We start from the raw sequence: 24,699 nt of genomic DNA, 5'->3' as shown, positions 1-24,699 counted from the left end.
CGTCTTCGTCCTTACCGCAACGTGTGCAGCGCCTGTAGCTGCCACGTGAACCGGCTCCTAGTCACCATGAGCGAGCCGGGATCGGGCGAAGACTAGCCCGGTGGTCCCCCAACAGCCTTCCGGTAACCACTTGGCGTGAACCCCAGGTACTTACGGAAGTCGTTCGTTAGGTGCGCATGATCTGCGTAGCCAAGTTCGACGGCGATCGCCGCAAGGTCCGCTGTTGGGTTGGACCGGGCACGCTCTGCGGCATCCTGCAATCTGCGGCGCCGTATGAGGGCGGAAGGGCTCAACCCGACGTACTTTGCAGCGATTCTTTGCAGGGTTCTGGGTGATACGGCAAGACGGGACGCCACATCCTCAATCAAGAACACATCGGGCTCGGATGCGATCACATCCATCATCCGGTTCGCGAGCAGGGCTTCTTCGTCAGCAACGCACTCCCGCGAAACCAGCCACGCAACAAAGGCTTCCACTGCCCGCTCTCGGCGAGCGCCGCCGTCGTGCGTGTTGCCACCTGAAGTGGCCGTCATGGCTGCCGACACTGCCTTCTGAAGGTGGGCGAAGTCCAGCACCACTTCCTGATCGCGGAGAGCGGCGGGGTTGTCGGTGAAAAGCGGCACTGCTGCGGGCCGGAGTAGTGCGCCCACGGCCCAGCCCTGGCCTGTCAGGTCGCGGTAGGCGGCGCGGGTGGTTGGCCCGGAGAACTCCACCGCATCGCCTTGCACCACCAGGTTGGATGTGGGGTAGGCGATCACATGTTGCCGTGATGACCGGCCGGGTTCGATGTCCCACTCCGGAATCCAGAACCACTGCACCAAATGGGACACAGAAGCCGGAGCCGGGATGCGATGGAAGGTGGGCAGTCGCGCCGGATACAGGATGCCCTTGAACGAACCCTCCATTGGAGCCTCTCCACTGAGGATCAAAGCTGTCGCAAATCTCCAAGCGCAACAGGGCAAGGTGCCCGTAGCGTCATAACCATGACAGATACTACAAGCACAGAGTCCATCACAGCAGCCCACGGCGAGCACACCACACATGGCATCCCGATCGGCCTGACAAGCCTGACGCCGTTCCTCTCGGTGCCCAACGCCAAGGAAGCCATTGCGTTCTACCGTGATGTGTTCGGGGCCAGGGTTGTGGGCGAGACCGAGATGGGAGGGGTGGTTGTCCACGCCGAACTCGACTTCGGCAACGGCCACCTTCAACTCGGCGAGCCCAACCCGGAATACCATCTGGTGCCGGCGCCAAGCGGCGAGGACGATTGCTACTCCCTCGGCCTGTATTGCCAGGACGCGGACGGACTGGTCAAGAAGGCCGAACATGCTGGGGCAACTATCCGCGAGCCGCTGTCCACGTTCGTCTCAGGTGACCGTTACGCGAGCATCCGCGATCCGTTCGGCGTGCGCTGGTCCATCATGACGCGGGTTGAGGACATCTCCGAGGAGGAGAGCAACCGCCGCGTTGATGAATGGGCCGCGCAGCAGGGCTGAGCCTTGGAGGCCCGGCTTTCGTGAATGCCATATGTGAGGCAGAGGCAGAAAGGGTGCCCGGCCGGATCAAGGAGTACCCTGAACGTTTCGCCTGGCTGGTGGTCGGATTTGCTGGCGCCTAGGGAAAGGGCAACTTCCTCGCCCTTGTCCAAGTCCTCCACGATCATGTCCAGGTGCATTTGCTGCGGGATGGTCTGGCCGGGCCATTTGGGCGCCTGGTACACCTCCACTTGTTGGAAGGAGATGCAGTTGCTGCCATCGCTGGGTCGGATATCAAACCAGTCACCTTTGTCCTCCACTTCCCAGCCGAAGAGCTCGCCATAAAAGGCGGCCAAGGCGCCGGCATCAGGACAATCGATAACCACACTCGGGTATTTAGCTATAGCCATGTGTTAAACCTCGTCAGCAGTTTTCTTCATGCGGGCAATGGCGCTCTTGGTGCCGCGCTGGGTGAGAACGTGAACTATTGCGCCCACGCCTGCGGAAACAACGGCGAACACAAGCACGCCCGGTAGTGAATCGTTGAGGTCCGTGCTGTCTTTGGGGGCAGGTTTGCCGGTCTTCTTCTCCCAGAGGCCTTCCAGCGTTTTGTTTGCGAGCGTGCCAGCTCCAAGGCCAATTGCCAGGCCAAACACTTTTACCAGTATGTTCACCAAGATCCTCCATAAGATAGGGCGCCGCGGGAATGGCGTCTCACACAACAACCGCCTCAGAAACAAGGCAGGGCCGCTGCAATTGCAGCGGCCCTGCCTGGATTCTTAATCCTTCTTGAAGGCATCTTTCAGCTTCTCGCCGGCACCTTTGAGGTCGGCTTTCGTCTGGTCGCCCTTGCCTTCGGCTTCCAGACGCTCGTTGTCCGTCAGCTTTCCGGCAGCTTCCTTAGCCTTGCCGCCCAGCTTCTCGCCAGCGTTCTCCATCTTGTCGTCAGCACCCATGTTTCGTACCTCTTCCTTGTAGTGAACCTGTACCTCTACAACATCACTAATCAGTGTACTTAGCAATATTTCGGAGAAAATTGTCAGAACCTAGAGTTCTCCAAACCCTTCCTCCACAAGTCGCCCCACGTACTCCACGGCCTTCGAAGCGTCCTTGCCGCTCGCTTCAACGCGCAGGGTGGAACCCTTGCCGGCGGCCAATGCCATGAGCGCCATGATGGACATGCCATCAACGCCGTTGACCGTCACCTCCACATCCAGCCCGGACAGCCCGCCGGCGATTTTAGCCGCCGGCCTGGCATGCATTCCCAAGGGATTGATGAGCTCGAATTCACCGCTTGCATCCGGCTCATCCTTGACATCAGGGGCCTCCGGGCCCGCATCACCTGCGGGCGTGTTGCCGAACGCCACAGCTTCGGCTGCTTTGCGGACATCCTCGACGCCGGCACCTCCCTGAGCGGCGACGGCCGCAGCAACGAGCCCCTCAATCAGCGGCGCATCGGCGAGGAGGACAGCATCGGGATCGCTGGCGAACTCCACCGCTGACTCGGCTGTCATCACAGCAGAACCAAGATCGGTCAGCACCACCACGCCGTCACCCCCGGAATCAACCAGGGACTGCTCGACGGCGGCCAGCACCTTCTCCAGGCTGGTTCCGATTCGATCGTCGTCAGTTCCCCCGGCGGCGGCGAGTTCGACGTCGGGTGCCATCTGCGCGGCGAGTTCCACCGCACCCTCAGCAATCTTGCTGCTGTGCGACACCACCACAATCCCCACGGTCATACGGCGTCGATTCCTGTATCGCCAGTGGAACCGGCGGCAGCTGCTGCGGCCGCGCGGAGGAGCAGCGCGGTGGAAGCGGCGCCGGGGTCGCGATGGCCTGCACTGCGCTCCCCCAGGTAGCTGGCCCGCCCCTTGCGTGCCACCAAAGGATCGGTGGCCACGGCCCCGGTTTCGGCAGCGTCCGCAGCCGCTTCCAGAACCGCCAGCACGCCTGCACCGCTCGCGGCCGCCTTTTGGGCAGCTTCAACCGCCGGCGTCCAGGCGTCGATCATTGTCTTGTCGCCGAGCTCGGCTTTGCCCCGGGCCACCACGCCATCACGGGCGGCCACGAGGGCAGCGGCTAACGCCTCCGCTTCAATGTCGTTCGCGTCCCCCAGGGAGGTTGCTGCCCGCAGATACGCCGTGCCGTAAAGCGGTCCGGCAGCTCCGCCCACCTTGGACATGAGCGCCATCGCTGCAGCCTTCAACGCCGCTCCAGGAGTATCGGGCGGGGTCTCGTCGAGCTTCTGTAGCACAGCTTGGAATCCCCGGTCCATGTTCTCGCCGTGATCAGAGTCGCCGATCGCCCGGTCCAGCTCAATGAGCTCAACCCGATGTTCGTCCATGGCTTTAGCGGAGAGTTTCAACCATTCCAGCGCCCACTGAACGTCCAAACCCATGCTCAGGCTCCCCACCGCAGGGCTGCAGTGTGGACGGGCGCGTCCCACAGCCTGGTCAGCTCGTCATCGAGGCGCAGCACGGACACTGAGCACCCTTGCATCTCCAGGGAGGTCACGTAGTTCCCCACCAGCGAGCGCTCCACGGTGGCGCCGCGCTCGGCCAGAACTTGGGCAGCGCGTCGGTACACGATGTACAACTCGCTCTGCGGGGTGCCGCCCATACCATTGACGAAGAGCAGTACCTTCTCGCCTGACGCGAGGGCCAGGTCCTCCAGCACAGGCTCCAGGAGGCGGTCCGTGATGGCGTCAGCACTTTCCATCGCAATCTTGTGCCGTCCAGGTTCGCCATGAATGCCGATGCCGATCTCAATCTCATTCTCCGCGAGTTCAAAACTCGGCGTACCGGCGTGCGGAACCGTGCAGCCGGACAGGGCAACACCCATGGTCCGCACATTGGCCACTACGCGCTCAGCGATGGCGGTGACAGCGTCAAGGTCGTCGCCTCGCTGGGCGGATGCGCCGGCGATTTTCTCCACCAGGACCGTTCCACCAACCCCGCGCCTGCCAGCCGTGTACAGCGAGTCTTCCACCGCGACGTCGTCGTTGACCAACACTGAACGGACACGCACGCCTTCAGCCTGCGCCATTTCGGCGGCCGTTTCGAAATTCAGGACATCGCCGGTGTAGTTCTTCACAATATGGACGACGCCGGCGCCTGAGTCTACGGCGACGGTTGCCGGGATGATTTGGTCCGGTGTGGGCGAGGTGAAAACTGCGCCGGGGACCGCGGCGTCCAACATGCCGAGGCCTACGAAGCCCGCGTGCAGGGGCTCGTGACCACTGCCGCCACCGGAGACCAGGGCTACTTTGCCCGCTACGGGAGCGCCTTTCCGGACGACGTATTTGGGGTCGGGATGGACGTCCACGATGTCGGCATGGGCCATGCCGAAACCTTCAACGGACTCGTCCACCACGGCGCGTGGATCATTAATGAGCTTTTTCATGTGATGCTCCTGGGCGTGCTGTGGCTGGTGCTCTGACCCTACTACCGGGGGCTGTTGGCACGGTAGGCCTGAAGCGCCGGTTGTGCATAAATAGCGCTAGGATCACCCTCTTAATGACCGGAAGGGACAGCCCCCAATGACTGTCCCTTCCGGTGATGCTGCTTTTCGGTCCGCTAATCCTCGGCCGCTTGGGTTGTCACCGCCTCGGGTTTACTTCCGGCCTGATACTCGGGCCAGAAGGCGGAGTACAGATCAGGGTTCGAGTGGCCCGCGTCCTGCCAAGAGGTTTCGTGGGGCCATGATCCGTAAGGCATATCGATCTGGAATGCGGAGAAATCGGGGAACGTGACCCTGGGGTCCATTGTTCGCATCCCCCTTAGCTATTCAGGACGGCGTCGCCGCCGGTAGAGACAACGTCCTGCAGCAGCACCGTCTGATCGATGATCGGAAGCCCTACAACGTGACCGAAGCTGAACATATTCTTCGGATCCAGCTCCGCTTTCGCCTTCCTGAGCCGTTCGCGTGCACCGGGCAGCCACGGCCTTTCCCTGTCCTCAGCATCCACAAAGTGGCCGTGCAGATTCACGAACGTCCCCGCATTGGCAGCCGGACGAAGGTCTTCATGAACCGAGCTAAAGACTGTTGGCAGGATGTCCAGGACCGGCGGGACAGCAATGGCTCCCATAAAGAAGCTGAACGCTGCGTCACGGCCACCCACAATGTCTTCTCCGTCCGCACTCTTTGCCAGGGCGCCGCCCAGAAGCCGCAGTTCCGCCAACAACACAGGACTGTCCACCCCGGGACCAAAGTGCCGCAACAGGGCATCTTCGGTTTGTTCGTCCAGACGATCCAGCAGGAAGCCATGCTCCCGCACAGGCACCGGCTGGTCCGGGTCCTGGTGAATGGTGTCGAATTGGGTGGGGCTCAAAGGCCCGGTGGCGTCCATCATAAAGGGTGCGCAAGTGCGCATTGGCTCCAGGACTTCCGAGGCGGTTGCCGGATCACCTTGATAGGCGTAGCGGAGATGGATGACGAACTTTCCACGCAGTGGCTCCGGAATCATTTCCATCTCCGGGAGGCGCAGGAACGCCATGGACGCTGATGCCTCCACCGGCAGCGAAGGCACCCACTCCCGGAATGCCCGCAGGACCTCAGGCGCATATCCGCCGTCGAAGTACAACCCGCCGGCGTAAAGATCGTCCGCCGGGAAGAGATGGAATTCCATGGCCGTGACGATGCCAAGGTTTCCTTTGCCGCCACGGAGAAGGTAGAACAACTCCGGGTTCTCGTCTTTGGTCACCCGGCGCTGCGTGCCGTCGGCGGTCACGAGTTCAAAGGCAATGACGTGATCTGAGGCGAAACCATATTTGCGGCCCAGGATGGGCAGGCCGCCGCCCAGGGTGTAGCCCACCACCCCAACGTCGGTAGTGGAACCGCAGAGGCCCATCAAACCGAAGGTCGCGGCAAGATCCACCACGGCCTTCCAACGGACGCCCGCACCAACGCGGGCAGTTTTCTCGATGGGGTCAATGCTCAGCTCCAGCATCCGGCGGGTGCTGATGAGCAGGCCGCCCTCAATGGCATTGGTGGCGCCGTGACCGGTGGACTGGACGGAGACGGGCATACCGCGCTCAGCCGCCCAGCGAACAGCCGCGGAAACGTCCTCAGCATCGAGGGCGCCGAAGGCAAGATCAGGTTGGTGCTGTGTAGAGAGGTTGAAAGCCGCTACTTCGGGAGCGAACCCCGGATCGGCAGGCGTGAACACGGGGCCGTGCACGCTGAGTTGGAGTTCTGAAACATCTGAAAAGGACGCGTGGGACTGCATGATCTTCTCTCAATTGACCGATGTGGTGGAAGCTTCCCCAGCAAGCCACCATCAGTTTATCCATCAAGTGGATATAAGAGAAGGGAAAATAAATCACGCATAATCGGGCAGGCCTGAGCCACTTGGCCTTGGTGGCGGAAATTAAACCGCAAGAGTGCTGCGGCGGGTGTTAGAGCTGCTTGATCATGCGCGTGTTGCCCAGGGTGTTGGGCTTTACGCGGGCAAGGTCAAGGAACTCGGCAACGCCTTCGTCATGCGAGCGCAGCAGCTCCGAGTACACCTGCGGATCAACCACGGACTGGTCAGCCATGACTTCGAATCCGTGACGCTTGAAGAAGTCCACCTCGAACGTCAGGCAGAACACGCGGCTCACGCCCAGGGCTCGCGCCTCTTCCAGAAGGTTCTCCACAAGGACGTGACCCACTCCGCGCCCGCGCCAGGAGTCGGCTGCGGCAAGGGTGCGGATTTCCGCCAAGTCTTCCCACATGACGTGCAGGGCCCCGCAGCCGATCACTTCGCCATCGTCGGATTCAGCAATCCGAAATTCCTGGAGGCTCTCGTAGTACGCCACAGTCTCCTTGGCCATGAGGATCCGCTCCTCGGCCAAGGGGGCCACAAGCCTCTTGATCGCCGCCACGTCGCTGGTGCGGGCAGGGCGGAGGCTGAAGGTCGAATTCACTCCCCCATCCTAACGAGGCAAACAGGTCCCGGCCGCGCACACAGCACCACATGGTTCGCGAACGGATGATCCGGAGTCCGGTCGTCGGACAGGACGCCAGGGAGGAACTAGTCTCAAGTGGTGCCACCCAACTGGAAAGGTATTGAGATGAAGAAGGCCGTTCTCACTCTGGAGGGCACCCTCAGCGATGTTGTCGCCGTCTCGGAAGCGGCAGCGAAGGCCATTGCCGTAAATGACAGGGTTCGGCAGCGGCTGTACCGCGAGTTGCATAGGCTGCACGAGCGTCGTGGTGCATTAGCAAAAGCCCCCGACATTACGAGGGGACGAAAGCGAATCCTGTGGCAGGCATTGTGGGGCTTCCTCCTCAGCGCCGGCTTGTCGGCCGCACTGACAGCAGCCGTGATGTTCGGTCCTTCAGATCGCAAGAGCACCTATATCGCCGCGGAGCAGGCAGCTTCGGTAGCCTCCCCTGCCGCGGTGATCGGAATCGTTCTCCTGGCAGTTGCACTCTTCCTCCCGGTGCCCGCAAGGCCGGCAGCACGATACGGAACCGTGTGCACACTGATTGTGGGACTTTTCGTCGTCGGCCTCGTGACCTTCAGGGCTGCCACGGGCGTCGCCGATGATCGAGGATTTGATACCGGGCAGGTCGCACCGTGGCTCATCAAGATGACGCTGACACTTGCACTCCTGGCCCTCCTCGCTTGGCGCCTGAACCGCAAACGATTGCTGGAACTCCAGCGGGACCTCAGTCCCGCAGCTCGCAAAGAGGCGATGCGAAACTTACGGTCGGCGGCTGAACACCTTGCGGCAACGTCGGTTGAACATTGGGACCGAGGAGCCAGCGGCTCGGTATCAGCGGCATGGAAGGCACAACTGAAGCAGCTGGAGCAACAAGGGACACCCTCGCATGTCATCGCTCAGGCACAAGCGATCGGGCCGATCGCATGGCTTGCCCGGTTTGTCTACGGCGGCGATTTCAACGGGGACCTGCGCAGAATCCTGTCCCGATAACACCAAGACAAACGGTAGCGGCGGCCAATGAGGGTTCCCGCGTCACCGGATCTACACTCCCAGCTCCTCCGGCAAAGGAACGTCCTCGCCCAGCACCTGCTTGGCCAGGAAGCTCTCAACCACTCCGTACCAAACCTTCGCGTGCTGCGGCTGCAGGATCCAGTGGTTCTCGTCGGGGAAGTACAGGAAACGGTGCGGGCTTTGGCCGTTCTCATCGGCCGGCAGCTGGGATGAGGACAGTAGCTCGTACCAGAGGCGGAGGCCTTCGCCGATGGGAACGCGATAATCCTTGTCACCGTGGATGACCAGCATGGGAGTGTTGATATTGCCCACGTTCCGGTGCGGCGAGTTTTCCATCGCCATTTCCACGGTCATTTCCTTCAGCCAATACTGGGCGGCGTCGGTGGTGGGACCGAATTGGTCCAGCGCCCACAGGCTGGCGTGGGTGACGATTGCCTTGAAGCGGTCGGTTTGCCCGGCAACCCAGTTGGCCATGTATCCGCCGAAGGACCCGCCCATTGCCGCGGTCCGCGATTCGTCAACGTCCGGGCGGGCAGCCACGGCGTCCGTAATGGCCATGAGGTCCGTGAAGGGCTTCTTTCCCCATTCGCCCCACCCGCGCTGGATGAACTCCTGGCCGTAGCCGGTGGACAGGGCGGGGTCGGGAAGGAGGACGGCATAGCCCTTGGCTACAAGCAGCCACGGGTTCCAGCGCCACGTCCAGGCATTCCACGAACCCAATGGCCCGCCGTGGATCCACAGCAGGAGCGGTGCCGGGTTGTCCCTGGACGCGCCCTCAGGGACCGCCAGGTATGCAGGAATACGGGAGCCATCTTCGGCAGTCGTTTCCACACGTTCCAACTTGCCCTTGAAAACAGGCCGCTCCGCCGGCGCCTGCAACCGGACCACCTCACCGGTGGAGAGATTAATCCGTACAGCCTCGGCGGGGAACTCGTACGAGCTTCGGAGCGCATACGCCGTGGTTCCGTCCGGAGAAACCACGACGTCGGAATAGGCGGAGGCGTCTTCCGTCACCCGAGTGACTGCTCCATCCGCGACGCTGATCCGGAAAACCGGCGACGCGCCGTCGTCGTCCGCTGTTACCAGCACGGCGCTGCCGTCGGGGAGCCAGGCGACGGGGTTGGCCCAGCGGTCCCATTGGTGCGCGAGCGGCTCCAAGTCGGTGGTCTCGCCGCCGGCGACGTTGAGCATGTGGAGTTTCACTTGGGGAGCCTGCGCGGGTGTTGTGTCGCTCTCGCTCTGCACCACCAATGTCCGGTTGTCCGGGCTCACCGGACCGGGGAAGTAGCTCATTCCCGGGTGGTCCAGCAGGACCTTGACGGTCCCGGTCGCGACGTCGACGGCGGCAAGCACCTCGCGGCTGTCAGCCTTCGCGAGCGCTTTGGTCATGCTGGTGTAGATGGTCTTGCCGTCCGGGCTCACCACTGTCTTGGCTTCGCGCAGCGATCCGCCGACGCCGGGTGTCAGGTTCCGGAGGCGCAGCGGCGTTGACGCATCCACGGTGGACGGCTTGCCGGGGGCTTCTTCTTCACCCTGCTCCACAGCGAAGATCCGCGGCTCGGCCGGACCGAGGTCGGCATCCCAGTAGCGGACCGGGTAGCCGCTGTGCAGAATGGCCGAGACCTTGTTGTCCTTGCGGGCTTTGCGTCGTTCCTCGTCGTTCTCCTCGTCCGCGGATCCAGCCAGGACCTCAGCGTTGACGAAGGTGGCATGGGCGTCCCGGGCGGCCATGACCGAGCCAATGCCACCCGAACGTGAGTGGACCACGCGGGCCTCTCCCCCGTCCGCGGGCAGCAGCCACAGTGCATTCACGGGGTCCGCGTCGGGGCTTTCCGGATCGGGACGGGCCGAGGTGAAGTACAGGTCGCCGTTGGCAGCGAAGACGGCACCGGATTCGCCTTTTGAGCTGCGGGTGATGCGGCGCGCGTGTTTCCGGCCGCTGGGGTCCAGCTCCCAGAGCGCAGTGGCGAACTCGGTTCCTTTGCCGTTCAGCGTGGTCACGGTGGTGACCAGTCGCTTGCCGTCCGGACTGAGGGTGAGGCCACCGACCCGGGGGATGGCGAGGTAGTGGTCAATGTCGTGGAACGGGGTTTCGGGCTGCTCGGCCCGTGCATGAGTGTCAGCAGAGTCCATGGTCCGATTCAACACGGATTGTGCACCAGATCACAGAGTGGTTCACTCACAGTGAAACAATACTTTCACATATTCACCCAACTGAGTCGCAGCGGAGCGCGTTTTGAACGCTCAAAACGCGCTCTGCTGCTACTTACTTGGGAGGTCTTCCAGGGCTTGGAGCACGGGCGCGGTTCCGTCCTCCGCTGCGATGGCCGCCGCCACTTCCGCGGCGCGGTGCGCGTACGACGGCGTGCTGACAGCTTGTGCGATCGCGTCACCAAGGCGCTCCGGAGTCAGCTTCTTATAGGGCATCGGCTGGGGACCCACTCCGAGTGATGCAACGCGGGCCGCCCACAGCGGCTGGTCCGTGTAGACCGGGACGCCAATGGCAGGCACTCCCGCACGAAAGCCGGCCGCAGTGGTTCCCGCCCCGGCGTGATGAACCACTGCCGCCATCCGCGGGAACAGCCACTCATGCGGAACGCCCCCAATGCCAATCGCATCGTCACCCAGGGCTCCGTCCGCTCCCTGTACAACAGCCCGCACTCCGGCACGGCGGGTTGCCTCGAGGATGAAAGTGGGGTCGATGTGGGCACTACTTCCAAAACCAACAAAAACGGGCGGTGGGCCGTCGGCAAGGAAGGCCACCAGGTCCGTCGGAGGCTGCCAATCCGCTCTCACGGCCGGCCACCAATATCCCGCCATCACCAGGCCCGCGTGCCAATCTGCAGGCCTCGGCAGCACTGAGGGACTGATGCCGTGAAGAATAGTGGCGTGCGCTTTGCGACGACGGCGCTCACCGGCTGCGCGGCTCTGCCTGCCCAGTCCGAGCTCCTTGCGAAGGCGCGCACTGGGGCGATCGTAGGGAGCCGGGCCCGCAGCTGCGCGCTCACCAATAATCTTGTTTCCCCAAGCGCCAAGGCTTCGGGCAGAATTCATGAGCACCGGCGGGTATGCTGCACTGGGCTCCGTGGGCTGCAAATGTGCTCCTATGGCCGGAATGCCCAGGGCTTCTGCGATGTCGTACGCATAGGGCGCCACCGAATTGGCCAAGATCACGTCAGCCCCGGCCTCAGCCGCAGCCAGGGTTCCGGTGGCGGCGTCATCCATGTATTCAGTGAGCTTCCGCCAGAAGCTGAGCACACTTCCGGATGACGCGTTGGCGCCGGGCGCTGGTTGCCTGATCAGTGCCTCAAGATCTCCGGGGAGCGGCCTGAACTCGCAGCCGGACTCGACAACAAGAGGGGCGTAGGCAGGGTTGGACGCGATGGCCACCTCATAGCCCAGGTTTTGTAGACGGTTTCCCAGCCCCGCCATGGGCGCGACATCTCCCCGAGTCCCCGGAGCCACCATGAGAACGCGCATGCGGTCCCACCTCCCTTCTTCGGAGTTTTTGTACAGATAACGCCCTTATGAAGCCACCTTATGGGCATTATCTGTACAAAAACTCGGCACGCTCCAACGCAAAAGCCCCGCCCGCTCCCTTGTGTGGAGCAGGCGGGGCTTAGTTGCTATTGCGCTTACGCGGTCGGAGCGATCTCCGGGATTCGCGGCTTGGCGTTGCCTTCGAATGTGAACTTGGCGTCGTCACCTTCGCCGTCAACGTCCACCACAACAATGTCGCCGGAGTGGAGTTCGCCGAACAGGATCTTCTCGGACAGCTGGTCCTCGATCTCGCGCTGGATGGTCCGGCGCAGAGGCCGGGCGCCCATGGCGGGATCGTAACCACGCGTGGCCAGCAGAACCTTGGCGGCGGGCGTGAGCTCGATGCCCATGTCCTTGTCCTTGAGGCGACGCTCCAAGCGGGTCACGAACAGGTCCACGATCTCGATGATCTCGTCCTGCGTCAGCTGCGGGAACACCACGACGTCGTCAACACGGTTGAGGAACTCGGGGCGGAAGTGCTGCTTGAGCTCCTCCGTCACGCGGGCCCGCATCCGGTTGTAGCCGGTCTGGGTGTCCGTACCGGACTGGAAGCCAGTGGCCACGCTCTTGGAGATATCGCGGGTACCAAGGTTGGTGGTCATGATGATCACCGTGTTCTTGAAGTCCACCACGCGGCCCTGGGAGTCGGTCAGTCGGCCGTCTTCCAGAATCTGCAAGAGAGAGTTGAAGAGGTCCGCGTGGGCCTTTTCCACTTCGTCGAACAGGACCACGGAGAACGGACGCCGGCGGACCTTCTCGGTCAGCTGGCCGCCTTCTTCGTAGCCGACATAGCCCGGAGGTGCACCGAAGAGACGCGAAACCGTGTGCTTCTCGGAGTACTCGGACATGTCCAGCGTGATGAGGGCGTCCTCTTCACCGAACAGGAACTCGGCAAGTGCCTTGGCAAGTTCGGTCTTGCCGACGCCGGTGGGGCCGGCGAAGATGAACGAGCCGCCAGGACGCTTGGGGTCCTTCAGGCCTGCACGGGTGCGGCGGATGGCCTGGGACAGAGCCTTGATGGCCTCGTCCTGGCCCACAACGCGCTTGTGCAGTTCGTCTTCCATCTTGAGCAGGCGCGAGGACTCTTCCTCGGTGAGCTTGAAGACCGGAATGCCCGTGGAGTTCGCAAGAACTTCCGCGATCAAGTCCTCGTCAACCTCGGAGATGTCGTCCATGCCGCCGGACTTCCACGTGCGTTCCTTCTCTGCGCGTTCGGCAATGAGCTTCTGCTCCTTGTCGCGCAGCGAGGCAGCACCCTCGAAGTCCTGGGCGTCGATTGCCGATTCCTTCTCCATCTTGACGTCAGCAATGCGCTCGTCCATGGCCTTGAGCTCCGGCGGAGCGGTCATGCGGCGGATGCGCAGGCGTGCGCCGGCTTCATCGATGAGGTCGATCGCCTTGTCCGGAAGGAAGCGGTCCGAGATGTAACGTTCGGCCAGCTGTGCCGCCGAGGCGAGGGCGCCGTCGGTGATCGTTACGCGGTGGTGTGCCTCGTAACGGTCCCGGAGGCCCTTGAGGATCTCGATCGCGTGCGCAACAGAGGGTTCCTTGACCTGGATGGGCTGGAAACGACGCTCAAGCGCAGCGTCCTTCTCAATGTGCTTGCGGTACTCGTCAAGGGTGGTGGCACCGATGGTCTGGAGTTCTCCACGGGCAAGCATCGGCTTGAGGATGGATGCAGCATCGATGGCGCCCTCGGCAGCACCTGCACCAACGAGGGTGTGGATCTCGTCGATGAAGAGGATGATGTCGCCGCGGGTGCGGATCTCCTTGAGGACCTTCTTCAGGCGCTCTTCGAAGTCACCACGGTAGCGGGAACCGGCAACCAGGGAACCGAGGTCAAGCGTGTACAGCTGCTTGTCCTTGATGGTCTCCGGGACATCGCCGCGGACGATCGCCTGTGCGAGGCCTTCGACGACGGCAGTCTTACCGACGCCGGGCTCACCAATCAGGACCGGGTTGTTCTTGGTACGGCGGGAGAGGACCTGCATGACGCGTTCCATCTCCTGCTCGCGGCCGATCACGGGATCGAGCTTGTTCTCGCGGGCAGCCTGGGTCAGGTTGCGTCCGAACTGGTCAAGCACCACCGAGCCGGCAGGAGTACCTTCCGGCTGGCCCTGGCCGGAGCCGCTGCCTGCGGTCTCCTTACCCTGGTAGCCGGAGAGCAGCTGGATAACCTGCTGACGGACCCTGTTCAGGTCTGCCCCAAGCTTCACCAGCACCTGGGCGGCCACACCTTCGCCTTCGCGAATGAGGCCGAGCAGGATGTGCTCAGTACCGATGTAATTGTGGCCGAGCTGCAGTGCTTCGCGGAGGGAAAGCTCGAGCACCTTCTTGGCGCGCGGCGTGAAGGGGATGTGACCGGACGGGGCTTGCTGGCCCTGACCGATGATCTCCTGCACCTGCTCACGAACGCCATCGAGCGAAATGCTCAGGGACTCGAGCGCCTTGGCAGCAACGCCTTCACCCTCGTGGATAAGACCCAAGAGGATGTGCTCGGTACCGATGTAATTGTGGTTGAGCATCCGTGCCTCTTCTTGGGCAAGGACGACCACGCGACGGGCACGGTCCGTAAATCTCTCAAACATTTCGCCACACTCCTAGCTACGACGTACTTTGATGCTACGTGTCTGAGAAGCACTTTTGGGGCGTGTTCGCCACAGGGGAAACATGACGTGATTGCGGAATAAATCCGGCTCCAGCCCTTGACCTCGGCTAGCCGCCGGTGTCACCCTGTCGCCTTGCCGGGCATCACACAGTGGCGCCGGGCCGGAAGCATTTCCGGCCGCCCTTGGCCGCGAGTTAGTTGAAACCCCATTCATGCCGGTATTCGAACCTTGCTACTCCTGGGGATTCACAGGATATTCCAAGGCTTGGGAGGGACTCCCGCAAACTTCCGCCTTAAACGCCAATGCCCCGGCAAGAGACTGCCGGGGCATTGCAGCGGTTAATCAGGAATTGGCCTTTTGGTAGGCTTCCTGAATTTCAGCCTGAATACGACCGCGGCTGTTGACGGTGTAGCCGTTGTCACGGGCCCACTGGCGGATTTGCGCGGAATCCTGGTTACGTGCGGCTGTTGCACGGCCCCTGGTTGCGCGGCCGGAAGAAGTCTTCCTAGCCTTTGCGACGTAGGGCTCCAATGCCTTGCGCAGCGAGGCTGCGTTGGCAGTGGACAGGTCCATCTCGTAGCTCACGCCATCGAGGCCAAAACGGACAGTTTCGTCCGCGGCGCCTTCATCCAGGTCATCGACGAGGATGATTTTTACTTTCTGTGCCATGAGGTGCCTCTCATTTGGAGGGTTGGATATTCAGAAATTCCCCGGATTCCTTTGATGATTATCGTTCACGGCAAGCATGCACGTCAAAGCGTAATTGGATTCTCTTCAGTTAGCTGAACCCAATTGAGCTATTTAGCTGCCGGCCCCTCGGAGGCAGGTCCCGAGTTTTTCAAATTCGCTTCGGCCTGCGCCTTGGCTTCCGCCTGACGTTCTGATTTGTCCGCATTGAAGATCGACTTCATGGCAAACCAGAAGATCAATCCCACCACAATGGATGGCGCCAGGACTGCGATGTACTCCATAATCAGTGACCTTCAGGCTTCAACAACGGGAACAGGATGGTTTCGCGGATACCAGCACCGGTAAACAGCATCACCAAGCGGTCAATACCCAACCCGATGCCACCCATGGGTGGTGCACCGTATTCAAGGGCCCTCAGGAAGTCCTCGTCCAGCTGCATGGCTTCCTCGTCGCCTGCAGCGGAGCGACGGGACTGCTCTGTGAGGCGCTCACGCTGGATCACGGGATCAATGAGCTCAGAGAACGCCGTTCCCCGCTCCATGCCGCCAATAATCAGGTCCCAGGCCTCAATGAGCCGGCCGTCTTCACGGTGCGGGCGAGCCAGCGGCTGGGCCGACGGCGGGTAGTCGTAAACAAATGTGGGGTTCAGCAGGGTTGGTTCCACGATCTCGCCGAACAGTTCCACAACGATCTTCTCGGCGTCCCATTTGGGGTCCACCTTGACCTCGTGCTTGGCAGCAATTGCCAGCAGTTCATCCACCGTGGTGTCCGGAGTAATTTCAATCCCCACAGCTTCGGAAATACCCGGGTACACCGAAATCCACGCCCATTCGCCGTCGAGGTTAATTTCCCCGGCGTCCGTCTGGATGGTGCGCGTCCCCACGACGTCGGCCACGTTCAGGATGATTTCCTTCATGCGCTCGGCCATGACGAACTGGTCCGCCCACGCTTCGTAGCATTCGAGGGTGGTGAATTCGGGGCTGTGCGTGGAGTCCACGCCTTCGTTGCGGAAGACCCGGCCCATGTCATAGACGCGGTCAATGCCGCCAACAACGGCGCGCTTGAGGAAGAGCTCAGTGGCGATGCGCAAGGTCATCTTCTGGTCGAAAGCGTTCATGTGCGTCTCGAACGGACGTGCGGTAGCTCCGCCGTGGACCAGCTGCAGGATGGGAGTCTCCACCTCCACGTAACCGTGGCGGTCAAGGGTGTCGCGGACCGAGCGGGTGATGGCTGCACGCTTGTAGACCATTTCGCGGGCTTCGTCGCGGACCATGAGGTCAACGTAGCGCTGGCGAACACGGGTTTCCTCATTCAGTTCCGCGTGCAGGACCGGGAGCGGACGCAAGGCCTTGGATGCCATGGACCAGGAGTCGGCCATGACAGACAGCTCGCCGCGGCGGGAAGAGATGACCTCGCCCTTGATAAAGACGTGGTCTCCAAGGTCAACAAGGGCCTTCCAGTCAGCGAGCGCTTCCTCACCAACATTGGCCAGGCTCAGCATTGCCTGGAGGCGCACCCCCTTGCCGTCCACCCCGCCCTCCTGGAGCGTGGCGAAGCACAGCTTGCCGGTATTGCGGACGAAGACGACGCGGCCGGTGACGCCCACGGTGTCTCCCGTGGTTTCATCGGCTTCCAGGTGTGCGTACTTCTCGCGGATCTCGCTGAGGGAATGGGTCCGTTCTACACCCACCGGATAGGCCTCGGTGCCGCGCTCCATCAGCTTGGCGCGCTTCTCCATACGGATGCGCATTTGCTCGCTGGCATCGATGGGCTCTGCGGAGGTGTTCTGGGCGGGGGTGTTTGCGGAAGTCACAATCCTTAAGTTTACCGGTGATTACGGGCCTTTACTTCCGGGGGCCCAGATCGGGGAAACGCATAGACTCAGGCTGTGGAAACGTGGACGGTTGAAACGAACGACGGCGGCGGGCAGCTTGAGGTGCACACCTTTCGGCCTGCCGATTCTGCAGGTGCTTCCCTTCCGGGTTCGAAGGCACCTGCTGAACCAGCCGGCGTCGTACTTGTTCATGGCACCTTGGTGACCGACGCCCTGTACTGGCCGTTCGCGCGGACGCTGAGCGTCATGCTGGAACGTCCGGTGCACAGTTATAACCGGCGCGGAAGGGGACATTCCACACCGCAGCCGCCCGACTATTCTGTGGGCACTGAGATCGCGGACCTTCAAACCGTCATGGAACGCACCGGCTCCACGGATGTGGTGGCACACAGCTATGGCGGATTCGTAGCACTGCAGGCCGCGCGCCAAGCCAGAATCAACAAGCTGGTGACGTACGACGCCGCCGTGTCGCTCTCAGGCAACCTCAACAGCCGGTGGCGGCCCGAGCTCGAGGAAGCTGTAACCTCCGGCCAGCTAGATCACGCTTGGGCCCATCTGGTGCAAGGACTGGGAACGGCGGGGCCGATTTCCTATCTGCCCATGGGTGCGCTGCGTGCGCTCAGTGTCCTCTCCGCCCGGACCCTGCTGGGTTTGGAGATGCGCTCCCTCCTACCCACCGCCGTCACGGAAATGCGCGCGGTACTGGACGCAGACGCCCACCTTCACGATTTCATGCAGCTCTCCACCCCTACTCTCATGCTCAGCGGTGGGTGGAGTCCGTCGTATTTCGCAGAAACCGGCCGGATTCTGGCCGGTGCCGTGCCGGCAATCACTTTCGCGGTGGTGCCGCTTCAGTTCCATGAGGGTCCGCTCCGGCCCGGGAAACGGCTCGCGTCGCGGATCGCCCGGTTCCTGTCGGGTAGTCCCGGTAGTCCCGTGGAGGACGAAACCGACAGCGCCCCCTAGGATGTTCCGGTGAGGGAACGGGACATCAAAACGCACGACGGCGGCAATCTCGCCTTGTACAGCTACGGCACGGAAGAAGCGCCCGGGGAGCGCCGTGTGGTGCTCATTGGAGGCGCATTCCTCACTGCTCTGATCTACCGTCCTTTTTCCATAGCCCTATCCAAGGGACTGGGCGAAGGCTGGGCCGTGGATGTGTACGATCGCCGCGGCCGGGGCCAGTCAAGCGAGCAACCCCACAATTACTCCATGGCGACGGAAATCGCCGATGTCCGCACCATCATGGACGCCACGGGCGCCCGTAACATCATGGGCCATAGTTTGGGCGGCGCCGTGGCGCTCAACGCGGCCCAGGCCTTCGCAGGCACGCCCCACCAGCCGGACAAACTTGCCGTGTACGACGCCGCCGTAAACATTGACGGCAGCATGGACACCGGGTGGATCAAAGGGTTCGAGGACTCCGTCAATGCCGGTGACATCAACCAGGCCATGGCAAAGATGAAGCGGGGCATGGAGGCTGGTACAGCACTTGCCCGCGTACCGGAACCCATTCTGGTCGGGCTCATGGCCGTGGTGTCACGAACCAAAGTCAACAAGCTCTTCCGCGACTTGCTGCCCACTGGCGTGGGGGAACTCAAAGCAGCCTTCGATGAGTCCGACACTCCGCGGGATTTCTCCGTCCTTCCTCCCAACACGCACTTCATGGTGGGCAAGAAGAGCCCGCAGTTCTACAAAGTGGCAGCCGCACGCCTGAACCGGGCCGTTCCAGGCAGCACCTTGGAAGTCTCGCCCAAAGGCTTTCACGGCTCTGTTCCGGCCGCGGTCAATGAATTGGTCTCCGACATCTCGGACTACTTCAAGGGTTGATCCGTTCCCTGGTTATACACATAAGGGGCGGCATGCTGCCTGCATTCAGGTCGCTCGGTTAGGCTCGAGTTATGACGCGCGACATCATCATGACCCACGACGGCGGACACCTCGAAGTACTCACCACCGGCGGTGAACTGGCAGCAGCAGGCTCCGGCGTCGTCGTCGTTCCTGCCTCAATGGTGACTGCCACTGACTACCAGCGTTTCGCTCAGAAACTCAGCGAGGCCCTAGGCCGCCCGGTTCACACGTTCAATCGCCGTGGGCGCGGGGATTCGTCCCCGCAGTCGGAGGACTACACGCTTGAAGCGGATATCCGGGACCTCCACGACGTCATGAAGCACACGTCCAGCACTGATGTGTTTGGTCACAGCTTCGGCGGCGCCGTGGCGCTGCACGCGGCCCGGACCCTTCCGGTGGAACGCCTGGCGGTGTACGACCCCGCCGTATCCGTTAACCACAGTGTCAAAGCTGATTGGACACCGGATTATGAACGCGCGACGGCGGCCGGCGACTATGATCGCGCCCTCGCCATCCTCATCAAGGGAGTTGAGACCGGCGGCGCCTTCGCCCGCATGCCCCTGTCCATGCTGACCTTGGCAAACAAACTTGCCGCCGGAACTCCATTGGGCAAGCAGATGCGTGAGCTGATGACTTGCGGTGTCCGCGAGATCAAGGCGGTCATCGCTGCGGACATGCCGGCCGAGCCGTTCGTTGAACTGCCTTTGGAGACTTTGATTGTGGTGGGCGAAAAGAGCCCCGCATACTTCGGCGTTGCGTGCGGCCAGATCCATGACATCCTTTCCGGATCCAGCTACACCATCCTGCCCGGCTCGGGGCATGACGGGCCCATCAAGGCTCCGGAAAAGCTGATCTCGGAGTTGTCAGAGTTCTTCTCGGGCTAGGACCTTCGCCGGCATTCGGGCGGGCTCTACGTCCTTGGACCGTGGTTTGGCAGAAACTTGTCCCCCGCTTAGGCTGTTAATACTAAGCCCCCTTACCTTTTAGGGGGCGTGCGTTGACCGGTTCAGATTCCCGGCAGCTGCATGACGTGTTCCAGACCTCGGCAACAGGAGGACCACCATGACTGACCAGTACACATTCCGAAACCCCGTCACGGCCTACGAAAAAATCTCACCACCCAAACAGCACCAGCCCGAGCCCGGCCTCGATGCTGAACTGACGCCCAAAGCCGACCTGGGTGAAGAAAGCTACCGCGGAACGGGACGGCTGGAAGGCCGCAAGGCGATCGTCACCGGCGCGGACTCGGGAATTGGTGCCGCCACGGCCATCGCCTTTGCCCGGGAAGGGGCAGACGTCGTTCTTTCGTACCTGCCCGAAGAGGAAGAAGACGCAGCCCGAATTGCCGGCATCATCGAGGCCGCAGGCCGCAAGGCCGTGAAGGTGCCCGGAGACCTCAAAGACTCTGCCATGTGCCAGGAAGTGGTGGACACCGCTATTGCTGTCCTCGGCGGTGTGGACATCCTGGTCAACAACGCAGGCAAGCAAGTGGCGCAGGAAGATCTCACCGAGATCACCGACGAACAGTTCGACCACACGCAGAAGACCAACGTGTACGCCATGTTCTGGCTGACCAAGGCAGCGCTCCCCCACCTGCCTGCCGGATCCACCATCATCAACACCACATCCATCCAGGCCTACAACCCGTCACCAACACTGGTGGACTACGCCACCACCAAGGCGAGCATCAACAACTTCACCAAGGGACTTGCGCAGCAGCTGGCGCCCAAAGGCATCCGGGTCAATGCCGTAGCACCCGGCCCTATCTGGACCCCCCTACAGGTCAGCAGTGGTCAGCCGAAGGAAGAACTTCCGGAATTCGGGCAATCCACACCCCTGGGCCGCGCAGGCCAACCCGCCGAACTGGCTCCGGCCTACGTGTTCCTTGCCTCAGCGGAATCCAGCTACGTTGTCGGTGAAACGCTCAACGTCAACGGCGGCAGCCCCACGCCATAATTAGGGCCCGCTCACCTATTCGGCGTGCGGCTTCTTAGGGGGCGAGCTTGTTACCGCCTATTCAGGGCAGGCTCGCTCCCGGGGCGGGCTGCTCAGCCTTGTTGTGGGTGGGTTAAATGCGGGGAGCCCCGACCGTGTGGTCGGGGCTCCTCCGTGAATGGTTGTCCGGCGGTGTCCTACTCTCCCACACCCTCCCGGGTGCAGTACCATCGGCGCTGTGGGTCTTAGCTTCCGGGTTCGGAATGGGACCGGGCGTTTCCCCCACGCTATGACCGCCGTAACTCTGTTACCCGTCCCGGGTGTGCGGGCCCTTGTGGGGGCTGCTTTCCCGGGTGGGAAGACTGTGGTTACAACTGTGGTGTTGTTATTTAGTTGTTGGTTCCTGGTTCGAACGGTTGTTGTTCGGGAACCACATAGTGGACGCGTGCAGTGTGTGTTGTGTGGTGTAAGTTGTTGGCCTATTAGTACCGGTCAGCTTCACGAGTCTTTAGTCCTCGCTTCCACATCCGGCCTATCAACCCAGTGGTCTGGCTGGGGGCCTCTCACACATAATGTGTATGGAAATCTCATCTTGAAGCGAGCTTCCCGCTTAGATGCTTTCAGCGGTTATCCCATCCGAACGTAGCTAATCAGCGATGCACTTGGCAGTACAACTGACACACCAGAGGTTCGTCCGTCCCGGTCCTCTCGTACTAAGGACAGCCCTTCTCAAATTTCCTGCGCGCGCAGCGGATAGGGACCGAACTGTCTCACGACGTTCTAAACCCAGCTCGCGTACCGCTTTAATGGGCGAACAGCCCAACCCTTGGGACCTACTCCAGCCCCAGGATGCGACGAGCCGACATCGAGGTGCCAAACCATGCCGTCGATATGGACTCTTGGGCAAGATCAGCCTGTTATCCCCGAGGTACCTTTTATCCGTTGAGCGACGGCCATTCCACAATGTACCGCCGGATCACTAGTCCCGACTTTCGTCCCTGCTTGAGATGTCTCTCTCACAGTCAAGCTCCCTTGTGCACTTACACTCGACACCTGATTGCCAACCAGGCTGAGGGAACCTTTGGGCGCCTCCGTTACTTTTTAGGAGGCAACCGCCCCAGTTAAACTACCCATCAGGCACTGTCCCTGACCCGGATCACGGGCCGAAGTTAGATGTCCAAAGTGACCAGAGTGGTATTTCAACGATGACTCCACCCGAACTGGCGTCCGGGTTTCAACGTCTCCCACCTATCCTACACAAGCCACTCCGAACACCAATACCAAACTATAGTAAAGGTCTCGGGGTCTTTCCGTCCTGCTGCGCGTAACGAGCATCTTTACTCGTACTGCAATTTCGCCGAGTTTATGGTTGAGACAGCGGGGAAGTCGTTACTCCATTCGTGCAGGTCGGAACTTACCCGACAAGGAATTTCGCTACCTTAGGATGGTTATAGTTACCACCGCCGTTTACTGGGGCTTAAATTCTCAGCTTCGCCCGTAAGGGCTAACCGGTCCTCTTAACCTTCCAGCACCGGGCAGGAGTCAGTCCGTATACATCGTCTTGCGACTTCGCACGGACCTGTGTTTTTAGTAAACAGTCGCTTCCCCCTGGTCTCTGCGGCCCACACCCGCTCACGGAGAGCAAGTCTCCATCACGGGGCAGGCCCCCCTTCTCCCGAAGTTACGGGGGCATTTTGCCGAGTTCCTTAACCATAATTCTCTCGATCGCCTTGGTATTCTCTACCTGATCACCTGTGTCGGTTTGGGGTACGGGCGGCTAAAACCTCGCGTCGATGCTTTTCTTGGCAGCATAGGATCACCGGATCCCCCCGAACGGGGGTCCCATCAGATCTCAGGATCGTGCTCGAAACACACAGGAACGGATTTGCCTATCCCTGACCCTACATCCTTAGACCGGGGCAACCATCGCCCGGCCCGGCTACCTTCCTGCGTCACACCTGTTAATACGCTTACCTCCCGGGATCAGATCCCGCGCTCGGCCAAAACCCACACACCACAAGGGTGATAGGGCAGGCTCCGGGCGGTTAGTATCCCCCGCTTGGCATGGACGGTTTTTCGCCGGTACGGGAATATCAACCCGTTGTCCATCGACTACGCCTGTCGGCCTCGCCTTAGGTCCCGACTTACCCAGGGCAGATTAGCTTGACCCTGGAACCCTTGATCATTCGGCGGACGGGTTTCTCACCCGTCTTTCGCTACTCATGCCTGCATTCTCACTCGTGTAGGCTCCACCGCTGGTTTCCACCGCGACTTCACTGCCCACACGACGCTCCCCTACCACTCCACACCCCTGAACCACGAAGGCTAGGGCAATATGTGAAATCCACAACTTCGGCGGTGTACTTGAGCCCCGCTACATTGTCGGCGCGGAATCACTTGACCAGTGAGCTATTACGCACTCTTTCAAGGATGGCTGCTTCTAAGCCAACCTCCTGGTTGTCTTCGCAACTCCACATCCTTTCCCACTTAGCACACGCTTAGGGGCCTTAGTTGGTGGTCTGGGCTGTTTCCCTCTCGACTATGAAGCTTATCCCCCACAGTCTCACTGCTGCGCTCTGACTTACCGGCATTCGGAGTTTGGCTGACGTCAGTAACCTTGTAGGGCCCATCGGCCATCCAGTAGCTCTACCTCCGGCAAGAAACACGCAACGCTGCACCTAAATGCATTTCGGGGAGAACCAGCTATCACGGAGTTTGATTGGCCTTTCACCCCTACCCACAGCTCATCCCCTCCATTTTCAACTGAAGTGGGTTCGGTCCTCCACGACGTCTTACCGTCGCTTCAACCTGGCCATGGGTAGATCACTCCGCTTCGGGTCTAGATCACGCCACTACACTCGCCCTATTCAGACTCGCTTTCGCTACGGCTACCCCACACGGGTTAACCTCGCGACGTAACACTAACTCGCAGGCTCATTCTTCAAAAGGCACGCCGTCACAGTAACAAGACTGCTCCGACGGATTGTAAGCACACGGTTTCAGGTACTGTTTCACTCCCCTCCCGGGGTACTTTTCACCTTTCCCTCACGGTACTGGTCCGCTATCGGTCATTAGGAAGTATTTAGGCTTATCAGGTGGTCCTGACAGATTCGCACGGGATTTCTCGGGCCCCGTGCTACTTGGGATACTCCCCAGGCCGTGCACAACATTACGGTTACGGGGCTCACACCCTCTCTGGCCGGCCTTTCAAGACCGTTCACCTATGCCTGCACCTCACCTCACTGGTCCGGCAGAACCAGAACGGAAAGTCCCACAACCCCGCCCATGCAACGCCCGCCGGCTATCACACATGAAACGGTTTAGCCTGATCCGCGTTCGCTCGCCACTACTAACGGAATCACTATTGTTTTCTCTTCCTGCGGGTACTGAGATGTTTCACTTCCCCGCGTTCCCCCCACGCACCCTATGTGTTCAGATGCGGGTCACACAATCACCATGACAGCGTTGTGCGGGGTTTCCCCATTCGGACATCCTGGGATCAACGCTCGGTTATCAACTCCCCCAGGCTTATCGCAGATTCCTACGTCCTTCTTCGGCTCCTAATGCCAAGGCATCCACCGTGTGCCCTTAAAAACTTGACCACACAAGATCAAAAACTTACTCGAGAGAACCACGACCACAAAGGGCCAGGTTCATTCATAAGAAATTGCTGTAAGAACACACACACCAAAGCGTGTGTGTTCCAGATGCTCGCGTCCACTATGTAGTTCTCAAACAACAACCCCGTCAACCAGACCACCACCCACCACAACCCCCACCAAAAAAGGGGAGCCATGCACACGAGCGGCCGTACCGGAAGCAGG

20 protein-coding genes, 2 rRNA genes and 1 pseudogene are annotated in these 24,699 nt (G+C 61.2%); 6 read left to right on the top strand and 17 right to left on the bottom strand.

All coding sequences use genetic code 11. The annotated features are described in order from the left end of the window. Window positions 1-92 precede the first annotated feature (92 nt). Window positions 93-905: an AraC family transcriptional regulator gene (locus tag ACZ5J0_RS00895; protein ID WP_166840971.1), complete on the bottom strand. Its 813-nt coding sequence runs from the start codon at window positions 903-905 to the stop codon at window positions 93-95. 78 nt (window positions 906-983) lie between these two features. Here ACZ5J0_RS00895 and ACZ5J0_RS00890 point away from each other — a divergent pair, with 78 nt between their 5' ends. Beyond that, entirely contained in the window at window positions 984-1,496 is a 513-nt protein-coding gene (locus ACZ5J0_RS00890) for a VOC family protein (RefSeq protein WP_142937162.1), read from the top strand. Window positions 1,497-1,528: 32 nt separating this feature from the next. On the opposite strand, the pseudogene ACZ5J0_RS00885 reads toward ACZ5J0_RS00890, so the two are convergent. The 8 genes and pseudogenes from ACZ5J0_RS00885 to ACZ5J0_RS00850 form a co-directional block, all read right to left on the bottom strand. Next, window positions 1,529-1,885: pseudogene (locus ACZ5J0_RS00885) on the bottom strand (VOC family protein); the annotation flags it as partial. 3 nt (window positions 1,886-1,888) lie between these two features. After that, entirely contained in the window at window positions 1,889-2,149 is a 261-nt protein-coding gene (locus tag ACZ5J0_RS00880) for a DUF4235 domain-containing protein (RefSeq protein WP_142937164.1), read from the bottom strand. A gap of 105 nt (window positions 2,150-2,254) precedes the next feature. Continuing rightward, window positions 2,255-2,431, bottom strand: coding sequence for a CsbD family protein (locus ACZ5J0_RS00875; RefSeq protein WP_035760998.1), 177 nt, complete (start codon window positions 2,429-2,431; stop codon window positions 2,255-2,257). 90 nt (window positions 2,432-2,521) lie between these two features. Continuing rightward, complete coding sequence (gene dhaM / locus ACZ5J0_RS00870; protein ID WP_166840968.1) at window positions 2,522-3,214, bottom strand: dihydroxyacetone kinase phosphoryl donor subunit DhaM; 693 nt, start codon at window positions 3,212-3,214, stop codon at window positions 2,522-2,524. Then, window positions 3,211-3,873, bottom strand: coding sequence for a dihydroxyacetone kinase subunit DhaL (gene dhaL, locus ACZ5J0_RS00865; RefSeq protein ID WP_166840966.1), 663 nt, complete (start codon window positions 3,871-3,873; stop codon window positions 3,211-3,213). The genes dhaM and dhaL overlap by 4 nt, the downstream gene beginning before the upstream one ends. A 2-nt stretch (window positions 3,874-3,875) precedes the next feature. After that, a complete protein-coding gene (gene dhaK, locus ACZ5J0_RS00860) occupies window positions 3,876-4,877 on the bottom strand; it encodes a dihydroxyacetone kinase subunit DhaK (RefSeq protein ID WP_142937167.1) in 1,002 nt (333 codons plus the stop codon). Between the two features lie 376 nt (window positions 4,878-5,253). After that, window positions 5,254-6,702: an FAD-binding oxidoreductase gene (locus tag ACZ5J0_RS00855; RefSeq protein ID WP_464093949.1), complete on the bottom strand. Its 1,449-nt coding sequence runs from the start codon at window positions 6,700-6,702 to the stop codon at window positions 5,254-5,256. 169 nt (window positions 6,703-6,871) lie between these two features. Continuing rightward, window positions 6,872-7,381 (bottom strand): amino-acid N-acetyltransferase, encoded by a 510-nt coding sequence (locus ACZ5J0_RS00850; RefSeq protein WP_223941426.1) that lies wholly within the window; start codon window positions 7,379-7,381, stop codon window positions 6,872-6,874. A gap of 147 nt (window positions 7,382-7,528) precedes the next feature. On the opposite strand from ACZ5J0_RS00850, the gene ACZ5J0_RS00845 reads away from it, so the two are divergent. Beyond that, window positions 7,529-8,395 carry a hypothetical protein gene (locus ACZ5J0_RS00845; protein WP_464093948.1) on the top strand — a complete coding sequence of 289 codons (867 nt, stop codon included), beginning with the start codon at window positions 7,529-7,531 and terminating at the stop codon, window positions 8,393-8,395. A 51-nt stretch (window positions 8,396-8,446) separates the two neighbouring features. Here the strand turns inward: ACZ5J0_RS00845 and ACZ5J0_RS00840 are convergent, their stop codons facing one another. The 6 genes from ACZ5J0_RS00840 to lysS form a co-directional block, all read right to left on the bottom strand. Further along, window positions 8,447-10,549 carry a S9 family peptidase gene (locus ACZ5J0_RS00840; RefSeq protein WP_464093947.1) on the bottom strand — a complete coding sequence of 701 codons (2,103 nt, stop codon included), beginning with the start codon at window positions 10,547-10,549 and terminating at the stop codon, window positions 8,447-8,449. Between the two features lie 129 nt (window positions 10,550-10,678). Then, window positions 10,679-11,896 carry a glycosyltransferase gene (locus ACZ5J0_RS00835; protein WP_464093946.1) on the bottom strand — a complete coding sequence of 406 codons (1,218 nt, stop codon included), beginning with the start codon at window positions 11,894-11,896 and terminating at the stop codon, window positions 10,679-10,681. Window positions 11,897-12,051: 155 nt separating this feature from the next. Continuing rightward, window positions 12,052-14,544: an ATP-dependent Clp protease ATP-binding subunit gene (locus ACZ5J0_RS00830; protein WP_026541632.1), complete on the bottom strand. Its 2,493-nt coding sequence runs from the start codon at window positions 14,542-14,544 to the stop codon at window positions 12,052-12,054. Between the two features lie 363 nt (window positions 14,545-14,907). After that, window positions 14,908-15,234: a histone-like nucleoid-structuring protein Lsr2 gene (locus ACZ5J0_RS00825; protein WP_014920382.1), complete on the bottom strand. Its 327-nt coding sequence runs from the start codon at window positions 15,232-15,234 to the stop codon at window positions 14,908-14,910. 128 nt (window positions 15,235-15,362) lie between these two features. Next, the gene (locus ACZ5J0_RS00820) at window positions 15,363-15,536 is read right to left on the bottom strand and encodes a hypothetical protein (protein ID WP_011772935.1); all 174 of its coding nucleotides are present in this window, start codon (window positions 15,534-15,536) and stop codon (window positions 15,363-15,365) included. Between the two features lie 2 nt (window positions 15,537-15,538). Next, window positions 15,539-17,068, bottom strand: coding sequence for a lysine--tRNA ligase (gene lysS, locus ACZ5J0_RS00815; protein WP_464093945.1), 1,530 nt, complete (start codon window positions 17,066-17,068; stop codon window positions 15,539-15,541). A 75-nt stretch (window positions 17,069-17,143) separates the two neighbouring features. On the opposite strand from lysS, the gene ACZ5J0_RS00810 reads away from it, so the two are divergent. The 4 genes from ACZ5J0_RS00810 to ACZ5J0_RS00795 all read left to right on the top strand — a co-directional run bounded on the left by ACZ5J0_RS00810 (window position 17,144) and on the right by ACZ5J0_RS00795 (window position 20,896). Then, on the top strand, window positions 17,144-18,055 hold the full coding sequence (locus tag ACZ5J0_RS00810) for an alpha/beta fold hydrolase (protein WP_464093944.1): 912 nt from the start codon (window positions 17,144-17,146) through the stop codon (window positions 18,053-18,055). Between the two features lie 9 nt (window positions 18,056-18,064). Continuing rightward, window positions 18,065-18,919, top strand: a complete 855-nt coding sequence (locus tag ACZ5J0_RS00805) for an alpha/beta fold hydrolase (protein ID WP_142937176.1) — start codon at window positions 18,065-18,067, stop codon at window positions 18,917-18,919. 71 nt (window positions 18,920-18,990) lie between these two features. Next, complete coding sequence (locus tag ACZ5J0_RS00800; protein WP_142937177.1) at window positions 18,991-19,824, top strand: alpha/beta fold hydrolase; 834 nt, start codon at window positions 18,991-18,993, stop codon at window positions 19,822-19,824. Window positions 19,825-20,002: 178 nt separating this feature from the next. Next, window positions 20,003-20,896 carry a glucose 1-dehydrogenase gene (locus ACZ5J0_RS00795; RefSeq protein WP_142937178.1) on the top strand — a complete coding sequence of 298 codons (894 nt, stop codon included), beginning with the start codon at window positions 20,003-20,005 and terminating at the stop codon, window positions 20,894-20,896. Window positions 20,897-21,059: 163 nt separating this feature from the next. On the opposite strand, the gene rrf is transcribed toward ACZ5J0_RS00795, so the two are convergent. Then, window positions 21,060-21,176 (bottom strand): 5S ribosomal RNA (gene rrf / locus ACZ5J0_RS00790). Between the two features lie 160 nt (window positions 21,177-21,336). Continuing rightward, window positions 21,337-24,477 (bottom strand): 23S ribosomal RNA (locus tag ACZ5J0_RS00785). Between the last annotated feature and the right edge of the window lie 222 nt (window positions 24,478-24,699).

It is taken from the genome of Arthrobacter sp. DualSoilB13 (genome assembly GCF_055389195.1).
Note: the sequence above shows the minus strand (reverse complement) of the source record. Positions and strands in the feature narration are given on the sequence as shown.

Excerpts from the sequence above, each read along its gene's own strand:
- ACZ5J0_RS00800 (WP_142937177.1), top strand. The coding sequence starts at position 18,991 with ATGACGCGCGACATCATCATGACCCACGACGGCGGACACCTCGAAGTA.
- ACZ5J0_RS00895 (WP_166840971.1), bottom strand. The coding sequence starts at position 905 with ATGGAGGGTTCGTTCAAGGGCATCCTGTATCCGGCGCGACTGCCCACC.
- ACZ5J0_RS00830 (WP_026541632.1), bottom strand. The coding sequence starts at position 14,544 with ATGTTTGAGAGATTTACGGACCGTGCCCGTCGCGTGGTCGTCCTTGCC.
- ACZ5J0_RS00835 (WP_464093946.1), bottom strand. The coding sequence starts at position 11,896 with ATGCGCGTTCTCATGGTGGCTCCGGGGACTCGGGGAGATGTCGCGCCC.
- ACZ5J0_RS00890 (WP_142937162.1), top strand. The coding sequence starts at position 984 with ATGACAGATACTACAAGCACAGAGTCCATCACAGCAGCCCACGGCGAG.
- ACZ5J0_RS00795 (WP_142937178.1), top strand. The coding sequence starts at position 20,003 with ATGACTGACCAGTACACATTCCGAAACCCCGTCACGGCCTACGAAAAA.
- ACZ5J0_RS00840 (WP_464093947.1), bottom strand. The coding sequence starts at position 10,549 with ATGGACTCTGCTGACACTCATGCACGGGCCGAGCAGCCCGAAACCCCG.
- ACZ5J0_RS00825 (WP_014920382.1), bottom strand. The coding sequence starts at position 15,234 with ATGGCACAGAAAGTAAAAATCATCCTCGTCGATGACCTGGATGAAGGC.
- dhaM (WP_166840968.1), bottom strand. The coding sequence starts at position 3,214 with ATGACCGTGGGGATTGTGGTGGTGTCGCACAGCAGCAAGATTGCTGAG.
- ACZ5J0_RS00855 (WP_464093949.1), bottom strand. The coding sequence starts at position 6,702 with ATGCAGTCCCACGCGTCCTTTTCAGATGTTTCAGAACTCCAACTCAGC.
- dhaK (WP_142937167.1), bottom strand. The coding sequence starts at position 4,877 with ATGAAAAAGCTCATTAATGATCCACGCGCCGTGGTGGACGAGTCCGTT.
- dhaL (WP_166840966.1), bottom strand. The coding sequence starts at position 3,873 with ATGGGTTTGGACGTTCAGTGGGCGCTGGAATGGTTGAAACTCTCCGCT.
- ACZ5J0_RS00875 (WP_035760998.1), bottom strand. The coding sequence starts at position 2,431 with ATGGGTGCTGACGACAAGATGGAGAACGCTGGCGAGAAGCTGGGCGGC.
- ACZ5J0_RS00845 (WP_464093948.1), top strand. The coding sequence starts at position 7,529 with ATGAAGAAGGCCGTTCTCACTCTGGAGGGCACCCTCAGCGATGTTGTC.
- ACZ5J0_RS00820 (WP_011772935.1), bottom strand. The coding sequence starts at position 15,536 with ATGGAGTACATCGCAGTCCTGGCGCCATCCATTGTGGTGGGATTGATC.